General features: G+C 55.3%; 10 protein-coding genes, 1 tRNA gene and 1 pseudogene. 11 read left to right on the forward strand and 1 reads right to left on the reverse strand.

The genetic code is table 11. The features are described from left to right. Positions 1-10: 10 nt before the first annotated feature. Positions 11-1,108, forward strand: coding sequence for a glutamate 5-kinase (gene proB / locus EL234_RS08760; RefSeq protein WP_407701390.1), 1,098 nt, complete (start codon positions 11-13; stop codon positions 1,106-1,108). A gap of 266 nt (positions 1,109-1,374) precedes the next feature. Next, positions 1,375-2,322 (forward strand): hypothetical protein, encoded by a 948-nt coding sequence (locus tag EL234_RS08765; RefSeq protein ID WP_126417090.1) that lies wholly within the window; start codon positions 1,375-1,377, stop codon positions 2,320-2,322. Positions 2,323-2,405: 83 nt separating this feature from the next. On the opposite strand, the gene trxA is transcribed toward EL234_RS08765, so the two are convergent. Further along, a complete protein-coding gene (gene trxA / locus EL234_RS08770) occupies positions 2,406-2,768 on the reverse strand; it encodes a thioredoxin (RefSeq protein ID WP_126417091.1) in 363 nt (120 codons plus the stop codon). A 135-nt stretch (positions 2,769-2,903) separates the two neighbouring features. Here trxA and EL234_RS08775 point away from each other — a divergent pair, with 135 nt between their 5' ends. From EL234_RS08775 to EL234_RS08815, 9 genes and pseudogenes are all read left to right on the forward strand, one after another. Then, positions 2,904-4,172, forward strand: a complete 1,269-nt coding sequence (locus EL234_RS08775) for a glutamate-5-semialdehyde dehydrogenase (RefSeq protein ID WP_126417092.1) — start codon at positions 2,904-2,906, stop codon at positions 4,170-4,172. Next, positions 4,159-4,821, forward strand: a complete 663-nt coding sequence (gene nadD, locus EL234_RS08780) for a nicotinate-nucleotide adenylyltransferase (RefSeq protein WP_126417093.1) — start codon at positions 4,159-4,161, stop codon at positions 4,819-4,821. The genes EL234_RS08775 and nadD overlap by 14 nt, the downstream gene beginning before the upstream one ends. After that, positions 4,822-5,610, forward strand: coding sequence for a hypothetical protein (locus tag EL234_RS08785; RefSeq protein WP_126417094.1), 789 nt, complete (start codon positions 4,822-4,824; stop codon positions 5,608-5,610). 14 nt (positions 5,611-5,624) lie between these two features. Beyond that, positions 5,625-6,059 (forward strand): ribosome silencing factor, encoded by a 435-nt coding sequence (rsfS, locus tag EL234_RS08790; protein WP_126417095.1) that lies wholly within the window; start codon positions 5,625-5,627, stop codon positions 6,057-6,059. Continuing rightward, a complete protein-coding gene (locus EL234_RS08795; protein ID WP_126417096.1) occupies positions 6,059-6,760 on the forward strand; it encodes a histidine phosphatase family protein in 702 nt (233 codons plus the stop codon). Before rsfS ends, EL234_RS08795 begins: the two co-directional genes overlap by 1 nt. Before the next feature lie 87 nt (positions 6,761-6,847). Next, positions 6,848-6,920, forward strand: a tRNA-Ala gene (locus tag EL234_RS08800). Between the two features lie 998 nt (positions 6,921-7,918). Beyond that, positions 7,919-7,999 (forward strand): annotated as a pseudogene (locus EL234_RS08805) (terminase); the annotation flags it as partial. Between the two features lie 294 nt (positions 8,000-8,293). Continuing rightward, positions 8,294-9,205 carry a hypothetical protein gene (locus EL234_RS08810; RefSeq protein ID WP_126417097.1) on the forward strand — a complete coding sequence of 304 codons (912 nt, stop codon included), beginning with the start codon at positions 8,294-8,296 and terminating at the stop codon, positions 9,203-9,205. Positions 9,206-9,490: 285 nt separating this feature from the next. Next, on the forward strand, positions 9,491-11,878 hold the full coding sequence (locus EL234_RS08815) for a Cna B-type domain-containing protein (RefSeq protein WP_126417098.1): 2,388 nt from the start codon (positions 9,491-9,493) through the stop codon (positions 11,876-11,878). Positions 11,879-12,250: the final 372 nt, after the last annotated feature.

Raw genomic sequence — 12,250 nt, forward strand, 5'->3', positions numbered from 1 at the left:
AATGGCTGGCGTGCAACATTTACTCTCGAATCGGGCTCTGCTTGGGCAAGCGCCGCGTATCGTTATCAAGATCGGCTCGTCGTCGCTGACGCGAGGCGGTTCCCTGGCACGCGACCAGATTGCGCAACTCGTGGACGTTTTGGGCCCGGCTCACGTGCGTGGACAGCAGATCGTGCTCGTGTCCTCGGGTTCGATCGCGGCTGGTTTGCAACCGCTTGGTTTTCGGCGCAGGCCAGCAGATGTGCGCGACCAGCAGGCAGCGTCCATGGTCGGCCAATCCCATCTTATTCAGGCATACACCGACGAATTCGCACGCTACGGCGTGACGATCGGGCAGGCATTGCTGACGCCGGACGACGTCGTTGATCGCCGCCACTACAACAACGTCCAGTCCGCTTTGCAGCGCCTGTTGCACCTGGGCGTGATTCCGATTGTGAATGAGAACGACGCCGTGGTGACCGACGAGCTGCGCTTTGGCGATAATGACAGGCTTGCCGCCCTTGTGGCACACATTGTGGACGCGACGGCCCTGATTTTGCTGACCGACGTGGACGGGCTGTATTCCGGGCCGCCGGGAACTCCGGGGGCGACACTGATTAGCGAAGTTGCCGACATGGACGAGCTCGCCGGCTTTACTATTACGGGTAAGGGCTCTGAGGTGGGCACGGGCGGAATGGCCACCAAAGTGGAAGCCGCGCGCATCGCAACCTCCGGGGGCGTGGCAACCTTACTGGCATCCACAGCCGATCTCGGTGCCGCGCTCGCCGGTGAAACAGTTGGCACGTGGTTTTTGCCAAGGTCCAAACGTATCCCAGCGCGCGATCTGTGGTTGCGCCACGCAGCCGCTGTTAAGGGCACGATCACCGTGGACGACGGCGCAAAGAACGCGCTGCGCAGCGGTGGGGCATCGCTGCTGGCCGTTGGTGTGACTGACGTGCGCGGAACAATCGCGGCGGGAGATCTGGTGTCAATCGTGGACTCAAACGGGGTGGAAGTGGCACGCGGACTCAGTGCATTTTCTACTGCAGAACTGAATGCATATATGCATAAAAGATCGGCCCCCCGGCCCGTGGTGCATGCCGATGATCTCGTGCTGCCGACCAAGTGATCTCGCCAAACTTACTAAATCGTAACGACTAGCACACTTTTCGCCGATTCGTAAGCAAGTTCACAAGAATCTGGCGGCATTTCCTCTCTTCGTTGAGATTCCGCCGAAAGGCGCTTCCCGAAAAGTGAGATTTGCTCTCTCAAAACGCGGGCGAGGCGCTGTTTACTCATTGTTTCATTGACCGGACACGGCTGTATTCGGTACTTTTTTGAGTTAACAGGAGCGAAAAATTATTCGCCTCGTGTTATGAATATGAGGAAGTAACCGTGACTATCGAATTAGCAGCATCACGCAAAGCGCTGAATTATGCACACCCGATCGATATTGCCGACGAAACAATGGCGCCCGATCATCTGGCAACAGCGTGGATCGGGATGGATCTGACGCTGCTTGACGCGTGCGTCGGCCCGGGCATTGACCCCGATTGCCGTGCACAGGTGAACTTCCCTCGCTTGGCCTCAACAGTCAAGGCGGCGCACAAAGGCGGAATCGATTTCATTAGCCTTGGCGCCGAATTCAAAAACGATTCCAGCTCAACCGACGCGGAGTGTGAATACGACGCTGCGAAAACCTGCAGCCGGCTCGCACAGGTATCCGAAGGCGGAGTATTCGCCGGAGTGGCTGGTTGCCCCGAAGCGATGGACGTCGCTATCGATTTATTGGCCGCGCAGGACGAAGGCTGGGCCGGTCTCACAATTACTCTGGCCACCGATTCTGACTTTGCGGGTGTCGAAGAAGCAGCCCGTAACGCTCGGGCTGCCGGCATCAAGATCGCCGTCATTATCACTAACCCGTCAATATCGGCCGAGCGTGCGAAAATCATTGCCTCCATTGCGGATGCTGTGCGCCTGCGGGTGTCCGACCCGCACCTGGCAAGGGAAGCCCGTTTCGCGATCCGTGCCGCCGGCCAGGAACTCGGCAAAAACATCCTCGTCTTTGCCGAACTTGGAATCGTCATCTCAGGTTCTGTAACTGCGGCAGAAGAGCGTGCACTGCTCATTGAGCGTATGTTTGGTTGCCAACCCTTCGAAGGGATCGCCCATGTGTATGGCACGATCTACTCGGTAGCCGACACCATCGAATCGTGGGTGGGATACGGCGCGGCTGACGGCATTATCCTCGTTCCGGCGTCGTTGCCCACTGACCTGGCGTCGGTGCTGCGCGGCGTCCTGCCTCTGCTGGATGCGCGGGCACAGATTAACGTCGAAAAATAAAGATTCGGAGTGCGATTTCAGGCTGTGCTACACATAGGTGCAGCAGACCCGAAAGCCGCACTCCGAAACTCGGTCAGTGAAGATTACTCCTCAGAGCTCTCCGCAATCTTCGCGCGCACCTCGTCCATGTCGAGGGCCTTCGCCTGCTCGATGAGATCATCCAGGGCGGCAGGCGGAAGTGCGCCAGCACCCTCGTAGATGCGGATCCCATCGCGGAAGACCATCAGCGTAGGAATCGACATGATCTGGAAAGCCTGCGCGAGCTCGCCCTGCGCTTCGGTATCAACCTTGCCAAACGTGATGTCCTCATGCTTTTCAGAAGCAGCCTCAAAAGTAGGGCCGAACGTCTTACACGGACCGCACCATTCCGCCCAGAAATCCAGGATAACGGTGCCTTCTTTGACGGTGTCATTGAAGTTTTCGGCGGTGACTTCTACGGTTGCCATAGATTCGTCCTTTCGTGGCGCTGTGCGCGCCGAAGTAGTTGCTTAGCGAGAAGAACGCATACCTTGCGCATATATTCCCGTAAGGTAGAGGATAATTGAGAGTCTACCGACTAATGGGAATCAGACGGAGTGGTGATGGTAAGTATGTCCGAGGCAAACCAGGCAGTCCGCGATCTAGCAACGAAAGCAAAGGACGCGGCACGGGCGCTACGAGTGGCGAACACCGCCGAAAAGAATGCGATGCTGGCCAAGATAGCCGATGAGCTGTTAGCGAACGAACAGAATATCCTGGACGCTAATCGCGAGGACGTCGAGCGTGAGAAAGCCGCAGGAATGAGTGCGGCACTGATCGACAGGCTGCTTCTGACGTCCCAGCGGCTCGCCGACATCGCACAAGCGGTACGGGATGTTGCCTCCCTTGCCGATCCGGTAGGCGAAATCGTGGAAGGCCGCACACTGGACAACGGCCTGCGGCTCACAAACAAGCGCGTGCCCATGGGTGTGATCGGAATGATCTACGAAGCACGCCCCAACGTGACCGTGGACGCCGCAGTGCTTGCCCTCAAAGCCGGAAACGCTGTTCTGCTTCGCGGCGGATCGGCGGCACTGGAATCCAACAGAGTACTCGTTGCGGCGATCCGTGCGGGCATCGACAAGGCAGGCTTTTCCCCGGATCTCGTGGCAAGCGTCGACGATTACGGCCGGGACGGCGCCGTGGCGCTCATGCGCGCTCGCGGATACGTTGATCTGGTGATTCCGCGCGGGGGAGCAGGCCTCATCCAAACAGTGATCGAACAGGCCACCGTGCCCACGATCGAGACCGGGGTAGGTAACTGCCACATCTACGTTGATAGCGCGGCTGATGTGGACCGAGCACACGACGTCGTCGTCAATGCGAAAACCCACCGCCCGGGCGTGTGTAACGCTGTGGAAACCGTTCTCGTGCATCGTGATGTGGCCGGTGAGCTGCTGCCGCGCCTTGGTAAGTCGCTCGGTGAGGCAGGCGTGACCATCCACGCCGATGCTGTGGCCGCCGAGCTGATAGCTGATGCGGTGCCGGCCACGGAAGCTGACTGGGAGACCGAGTACCTCGCACTCGAACTTGCCGTGCGTGTCGTGGATAACCCGGCAGACGCCGTCGCACATATTGCCCAATACTCGAGTGGTCACACGGAAGCGATCATCTCGGAAAACGTGGCCACCGTCAACATGTTCACGCAGGCCGTGGATAGCGCCGTCGTCATGGTCAACGCGTCCACTCGGTTTACTGACGGCGGCCAGTTCGGCCTCGGAGCAGAAATCGGGATTTCCACTCAGAAGTTGCACGCCCGCGGGCCGATGGCTCTGCGTGAGCTCACCACGACGACGTGGATCGTACAAGGTGACGGGCATGTCCGCCAGTGAGATCGGGCGGCGGCGTCCGCGGATCGGAATCATGGGTGGAACCTTCGACCCCATCCACAACGGACATCTCGTGGCCGCTTCCGAAGTGCAATACTATTTCGACCTCGACGAAGTTATTTTCGTTCCCACCGGCGAGCAGCCGTTTAAGAAGAATCGGAAAGTGACGATCGCCGAGCATCGGTATCTCATGACGGTCATTGCCACTGCGTCGAACCCGCGTTTCAACGTGTCACGTGTTGACATTGAGCGGCCAGGAACCACCTACACGATCGATACTCTGCGCGACCTGCGTGCTATCTATCCCAACGCCGACCTTTTCTTTATCACGGGCGCTGACGTGCTTCCGCAGATCTTGACGTGGAAAGATCAAGAAGACCTATGGGAACTCGCCCATTTTGTGGGGGTGAACAGGCCAGGGCACGATCTTGATATTTCCGGGCTGCCGGCCGAATCGGTGTCGCTCGTAGAAATCCCGGCTATGGCGATCTCCTCCACGGGCATCCGCCAGCGCGCAGCAAACGGCGTTCCCGTCTGGTATTTGGTGCCTGATGGCGTAGTGCAGTACATAAACAAGTATCATCTATATATATCGAACGAAGAAGAGACGACCTCACAGGTGCCAGTACGCACTGAGGGCAAGGAGTCATAAATGAGTGATAGTCGCAGGTTATCGCGCCGCGAACTGAGGGAAATGGGCAAGCTCAAGCCGCTTCCTGAAGGAGAATTAGGCTCGACGACGGCCGAGCTCAAACTACGCCGGCCTTCCCGTAAGGAACTGCGCGAATTAGCCGAACAAGAACGGCAGCAGGCGCTTGATGCCGCAGCCTTAGAACAGGCTGGCGAGGAAGTCAGCGAAGATGTTGGCGAAGAAGATGGCGGCACGCAAACCGTGCAGATGGACTCCGTGGACGAGGCCCCGAAGGCGGAGCAACAGCCCGATCCTGAACCTGCGGAGCAACCGGAAACAACACAGCGCAAATCGGTGTTCGACAGGTTTGAAGACGACGACAAGACCGAGTCCGCCGAAGAAAAGCAGGCCGACGGCGACGGCGTCGTCGGCGAAAAAGACGCTACCGAGACCAGTGACGATAGCGAAGCCGAAAACGCGCAAGGATCCTTGCAAGATCGACTCCTTGCACGCACGCGCCGCGACGACACGGTAGGGGCGGCAGCGCAAAGCGCAGTGGTGGCTGAGCCCGCAGAGAGCGTCACACCTGAACAAGCGCCAGACTCGGCGGTCGCCACCTACGAAACCGGCGGAGACCTCGAAGAAATGGAAACCGAAGTGGAAGCCCCGCGGCGCACATGGCTGAACATTCTGATCGCCGTGCTGCTCGGCGCTCTCGTGGGATACCTAGTGGGATCGTGGATCAACCACCGATACCTGTCCGCACCAGAAATAAGCGTTGTGACCGACGTATTTAAGTTGCTGTTGTAAGGCGAAAGGACACCGTGGCAGCTACACCCGAATCGATTGACCTCACCTATCTTGCAGCACGTGCTGCGTCCGCCGGCAAGGCAACGTCGATCACAGCAATCGACGTTTCCGAACGGCTCGTTCTTACTGACGTGTTCCTGATCGTGTCTGGCTCAAGCGAACGCCAGGTCCGCGGTCTGGTTGACGACATCGAAGAAGCCATGTATAAAGCCGGCCACGAACGGCTACGGCGTGAAGGCCTCGAAGGTGAAGCCCGATGGGTGCTCCTCGACTATGGCGGGCTCATGGTCCACGTACAACACGACGAAGACCGCGAGTTTTATGCGCTCGAAAAACTGTGGGGCGACCAGCCACAAATCGAATTGCCTGACGACGTGACTGTAGAAGAGCCCGAGACCTCTGACCTCGCACAGTATTTCCAGCCAGTATTCGACGAGGGAGATGACTAATGGCAGACCGTCTGCGCTTAGTGTTTTGGCGCCATGGGCAGACCGACCAGAATCTTGCTTTGAGAATACAAGGCTCGTCAGATTTCCCGTTGAACGAGACCGGGCATGCAGAGGCGCGTGCGGCCGCCACCGAGTTGGCACGTATTGAACCGACCCGGATTTATTCATCGCCACTGACTCGGGCGATGCAGACCGCACAGTATTTGGCTGACGAAACCGGGCTGCGCGTTGTGGCGGATCAGCGGCTGTCCGAACGTGCCTACGGGCTGTGGGAGGGCATGACATCTGACGAAATCCGTGACGGCTACCCGGACGAATGGGCGCAGTGGCGGGCCGGCCGTGAAGTTGAGAGCGTGGGCCTGGAAACGCGGCAGGCCACCGGCCAACGGGTATACGACGCGGTGCTTGATGCCGTGGCGGACGTAGGTGTGGATGCTGGTGTGGATGCTGGTGCGCGTGCTGGTGCGCGTGCTGGTGCGGGCGCTGATTCGGGGGAGACGATCGTGTTCGTTGCCCATGGCGGTTCGATCGCCAATGGGATTATGACGTTGCTCGGGCAAAACCCATCTGAGTGGGTGGGATTGCACGGGATGGATAATTGCCGGTGGGCAATCGTGGAACCTCGCGAAGGTGGCACCCCGCCGTGGCAGTTGCGGTCTTATAATCGGCGTACAGTGGTGCCGCCTAACATATCCCGGTAATCGGGTGCGGGTGAGCGTTTTCACTGGAAAGACCAGCGGCGTAATTGGCGCGGCGGTGGACTTGTGAGTAATATAAAACGAGTTAACGGGGCTATGGCGCAGTTGGTAGCGCGCTTCCATGGCATGGAAGAGGTCAGGGGTTCGAATCCCCTTAGCTCCACAAATGCGATGTCTCGGACATAGTTCCGGGCTTCTCGCCGCATTTCTGCTGTGGTAGCAGAAACGAAGCCGTTCAGCGCCCTCGAGTTCGCCAAAACTGCTATATCAGCAGAAACGTGGGCTCAGGCGGCTCGCCACCAATCTGAGCTGGCTTATCGGAGCACTACCGCAATCCTTTATTTACGTTCCGGGGGTACACGTTCGCTTCTCGGGGTAGACAAATCGCCGGATTTGGTACCCCAGGAACGAAACAGGTACCCCGGGAATGCGTTGTACTGCTCCCCGTTTGTCCCTTAACCCTTACCATCTGGTGGTGGGCTTGGCTCTTCGTTGCGGGGATACCGCTTCGAGTCCGCATAACAGGTGACCTAGCGTAATCTCATTGCCAAAAAGCATGAAATTGGCCCTTTTCTCATGTGTTACGCGGAGCGGGCCGAGTATGGGTTCTGCCGCAGGTGCTCCTCTCTACTCGTCACGGTTAGGCTTCTGTATAACAAGGGTTAGGAGAGGAGTAGCAAAAAGAAGGGGGATGATGAGAGATATTTGGGGTAGCTGATAGACATGCGGCAAGTTGACGTTACTCACCGATGGTAAATATAGCATCAGACCTAGGCTGAAGCTGGTGAGTGCCGAAAACGCAGATAGGGCGTATCTGTGGGTGGCCAATCCTACGAATGTGGAAATTACGAAGCTTATGAACAGGAACGCTATTGTCGTGGCAAGGATGATGCCTTTTTTGAGGAACAAGCCGATAAGTACGGTTAGTGAACTCATCTCGAGTATGGATGCTAAAAGCGTGCCTGCTTCGTTGACTTTGGTCACGAAATAAAAAAGTGCCAGGGCAACTAACTGTGTTGACCCAACAAACGCAATAGCTTTAAGTGGGACAGCAGAAGATAGTGACGATTCTTGCTGCTTATTATGGCAATCATCCAATTATTGCCCCCAAATCCATAGCGCAGTTTATCCGTTCAACTAATCATAATACGGAGGACGTTTATGGCGAAAGACGGAACCAACCGGGGCGGACGGCGCGTGCGGGCGGGGGCGAAACCTGATGTTTTGGATGTGACGCTCGCGAATATCACTGACGGCTGAGATCCAGAAGCGCCGGTCGAAATGTAGCCCAGCTATGATTGCGCACGAAAATCTACACTAGTGATCGAAAGCTCGCGACTGCAAGGCACCCCGGAGCATTTCGTACTACAAGTATCAAAATGACTAGGCGCTCTCAGTGAATGAAAGCGCCTCTGGCACTGTCAAAAGTAAAGAGGGGAAGGGCTCGGTCGTGCGATAAGTACCAGGCGCTAAGGATGGTACATTTTATGCTGTGCAACAGCGCACCTAGATATTTACACCGACCCGCGGAATACGATGGTTGAACTCACTCCTAACGCTCAGGCTTGGGCTATCGCTAGTTGGCTTGGTGATCCGACAGCGCCAGCCATCGATCTGCCGCGTATCAACGACCTTCTGGAAGGTTTCGGACACTCTGATGAAGAGCTGCTTCGTGAGGTTCCGGATGAAGTCAGCGGCGCCGAACGTGCGTTGTTGATCTTTTCTGAATTGCTGCGCAGCATACCTGACTATTCTGAGCCAGTGAATTTTCCGTCGGTGACGGAAGATAAACGACGACGGCTGTCTTCGCACTTCGTCCAAACCTATTCGGAATGCGTGTCGGAATCTTTCGTGGTGATGCCATCGAAATCCGGTCAGTGGCAGCTAACGGACGATTATGCTGGCGGAACTCAATGGTGGACGACGCCAAGCGTGGAAACCTTCCAACCGATCACCTTTTATCGAGGCCAAGTTTTGTCTCCGGTGCTCTCTCAGAATTTACAATTGTTTGGGTCAATGCCTATCCATGACTTGTTCTTCGAAGGTGATATCACGGAAGTTCCCATGAAAATTATGAGGTGGAAGGCGACTGATAAATCAGGGATGCGCGTTGTTGATCCGCAGGATTTTCAATGCGATGTGGGGCAGATTCTCAGAATTAACAGCGCCAGCGATTTCGTGGATCTTACCGAGGCCCACCCGTATCGGGCGGACTGCACGGTGCCGACCAACCGCCCTGACTGGGAACTTTATGGTTATGAGGTTCTTCCGCATTGGGCTGCGATTGCCCGCGAATACGCTGGTGTTTCACTGAGTGCCGAGGCGTATCTTGAAAGTTCTTGGACTCCGTTACAGACACAGCATGGCGCCACTCGAATATCTGGCTGGATCCCCGAGGTCGTCTACCTGCTGAGAAGCCCACGTGCGGCTGAAAACGAGTGTCAGTAACCGTTAACAAGTAACCCAGCTGAGATCGTGCAAGAAAATGTGTGGATTCGAGATGGTGGGACGAAATGTCTACAGTGACTACGTCGATCTGGGGTCCCGGATGTTCCACGATCTGAGCGCTAAAGAATGTAGTTCTTCCACAAAACTTGCTATTGGCAGGAAACAGTACCAAAATGATCTATGTGCTCACTTATTAAAGGCATGCTGTATGAAGAAAGGTTAGGAATATGAATCCTCCTAATAAAATTCTCGCGGGGGGGGGAGCTAGTTTCTAAGAAGCTCGGTGTGCTTCTTACGATCTTTCTTCTCTTCTCTGGAATTCTCGGCGTAACGCAAGTTCAGGCATCGCCGTCAGAGTTTACGCATAATAATGCGTTTACTAACATCAAGGTAGAAAACACATCCAATCCGGGTGGGTCTGCGACGTACCAATGGGACAGCATTTCTATCACCGCCGATTGGCGTTTACCCGACCCCATTCTTGAAGACGGTTCTGTCAATCCAGAAGGTACAAAAGTGGGGGATACCTTTGGACTCGAGTTGCCAAAACAGTTAACGTACTACGGTGCGTTAGGCGACAAAGACCTCATGATTGATGACCATAAGGTCGGCGTATGTAAACAAACCCCTTACAACTGGGACACGGATGAGCCCGCAAAACTGCTGTGTACTATCACAGATCTGGGAGGGTTTACCGAGAATCTCAATGGAAAACTCGCCATTAATGCCCAGGTGCGCTCGACCGAACATGTAACCGAGTTTGAGTTCAATATTGGTACAGAGATTATTTATGTTCCAGTGCCAGGAGGCGAAGTCCTTCCGATTCCGCTCGAGCCCAGACTATCTGAGCCAACTAAAAATGGATGGGTGGGGGCATCAGGAAATCTCGTCTGGCGGATCGCGATTCCCTCATCAGCCGCGGACTCGACAGGCCGAATCACAGTAAGCGATAAAATGCTATCGGGTACGGGGGAGCCTCACGAGCTCGCATCCGGGCCCGAAGGCTTCAAGATTAAGTCCTTGGAGTTGGAGAGAGGCGACGACGGACGCCTCTATTCGAAGCATGATCCTGAGCAATGGACGGATCTTCCGGCAGATTATATTGAGGAAAACACCGCTGAAGCGGGCGAGACTTCTTTCAGTCTGAAATTCCGTACTTATCCTGGTGAACTGCGCGAATACCGAGTTGAATATGAGACGAAGCCGAGTGGCGACGTGCTTGAAGGCGATAGATTCGTGAATGAAGCCAAGGTTGAGACTACACAAATCACTCGGGAAGTGGAGTATCAAGCGTCGGTGGAAATCACCGCGAACGGTGATGCGTACACGCGTTTCTCTATTTCGAAACAGCTCGAAGGCGAAGCTGTCAACCGAATACCGGACGACACAACATTTAAGGTTTCATATACCGTCAATGATGATCCGACGGTTAGAACTGTTGACATCTACGGTCTCGGCAACGTGAGCAAGTCAATTAGGCACCTTAAGCCTGCGGTTTTCACGATCAAAGAAATTGAACTGCCAGCCGTACCGGGAATTTCTTGGGACGAGTATGCGATAACCGGGCAGGGCGTTGTTGACAATGGCGATGGAACCTACACGGTTGATCCTGGTGAAAACCAAATTGTTGACCTCGTGTTGACCAACAAAGCCTCAATAAAGCGGACTCAAGTCACTGGTTCTAAGGTGTGGGAGGGCGGTCCTAGTGTTCGCCCGGAGGTGACTTTGCAGCTGTTCCGTAATGGGGTTGCTGTGGAAGGGTCTGAGGTTACTCTTGCTGATGGGCAGACCAGTGCGACGTGGTCTGATCTTGAGGAAACTGATTTTGATGGCAATCCGTATGTCTACACGGTAGATGAGGTGGATGTTCCGGATAATTACACGAAGTCGGTGTCTGATGATGGGTTGACGGTGACGAATACCTACACGCCGGGAGTTACGACTATCACTGGTTCTAAGGTGTGGGAGGGCGGTCCTAGTGTTCGCCCGGAGGTGACTTTGCAGCTGTTCCGTAATGGGGTTGCTGTGGAAGGGTCTGAGGTTACTCTTGCTGATGGGCAGACCAGTGCTACATGGTCTGATCTTGAGGAAACTGATTTTGATGGCAATCCGTATGTCTACACGGTAGATGAGGTGGATGTTCCGGATAATTACACGAAGTCGGTGTCTGATGATGGGTTGACGGTGACGAATACCTACACGCCGGGAGTAACCACTTTCACTGCCACTAAAGTATGGGAAGGCGTCGATGACGATGAGCTGCCGGAGGTCGACTTGCAGTTATACCAGAAAGTCGATGATGGCTCCGAAGTTGAATTCGGCGATCCGGTAAAGGTTAGCGCGGACTCGGAGTGGAGCTACACGTGGACAGATCTGCCAACGACCGACAACTCGGGAACTCCCTATTCTTACAGAGTTGACGAACTAAACGTTCCTTCCGGGTTTAATAAAACCGTTTCTGAGGATGGGTCTGTTGTTACGAACACACGAATCCCCGATGATCCGCCTGTTCCACCAACGACACCTCCGATCGTTGACTCAAAGCAGCCTCCTGCGTTGCCTCTAACTGGCGCATCGGGTTATCAAACCCTCGGAACAGTCGGGCTCATCGCTCTGCTGGTCGGAAGCGCATTGTCTCTGCTTAATCGGAGGCGTCAAAAGCCAACGAGTTAAACAGGTTTGAGTCTCTCTAGTCCACGAACAGCTAGATGGCTTAGCGCTCCGCCAGCGTTCTAAGGTGCGAGCAAACTGAACTTTTGTTCGCCTGAAGGGGCCTAATTAGGAAGGCAACGCGCTTGGAGTTCTATTACCTAGTCCGGCTTGTGTCCCCTTGCCGGATTCGAGACTCGACCTTCCAAGAGAACTGGTAAACACGGCGTTTATCAGATCCCCTCTGGAAGGGAAGGTGCCGACTCTTATTGTAAGGGTCGGCACCTTCGTCTGTACTCCTGCTTCTTGTTCATCTGGGATGACAATAAGCCTATATAGCGAAGCGTAACGATGCACTTTCGATTGAGAGTGGTCTATCTCGTCGATGGTGAGGAC

This window comes from Trueperella bialowiezensis (assembly GCF_900637955.1).
Classification (GTDB): domain Bacteria; phylum Actinomycetota; class Actinomycetes; order Actinomycetales; family Actinomycetaceae; genus Trueperella; species Trueperella bialowiezensis.

Excerpts from the sequence above, each read along its gene's own strand:
- trxA (WP_126417091.1), bottom strand. The coding sequence starts at position 2,768 with ATGGCAACCGTAGAAGTCACCGCCGAAAACTTCAATGACACCGTCAAA.
- EL234_RS08775 (WP_126417092.1), top strand. The coding sequence starts at position 2,904 with ATGGTAAGTATGTCCGAGGCAAACCAGGCAGTCCGCGATCTAGCAACG.
- nadD (WP_126417093.1), top strand. The coding sequence starts at position 4,159 with ATGTCCGCCAGTGAGATCGGGCGGCGGCGTCCGCGGATCGGAATCATG.
- EL234_RS08785 (WP_126417094.1), top strand. The coding sequence starts at position 4,822 with ATGAGTGATAGTCGCAGGTTATCGCGCCGCGAACTGAGGGAAATGGGC.
- EL234_RS08795 (WP_126417096.1), top strand. The coding sequence starts at position 6,059 with ATGGCAGACCGTCTGCGCTTAGTGTTTTGGCGCCATGGGCAGACCGAC.
- EL234_RS08810 (WP_126417097.1), top strand. The coding sequence starts at position 8,294 with ATGGTTGAACTCACTCCTAACGCTCAGGCTTGGGCTATCGCTAGTTGG.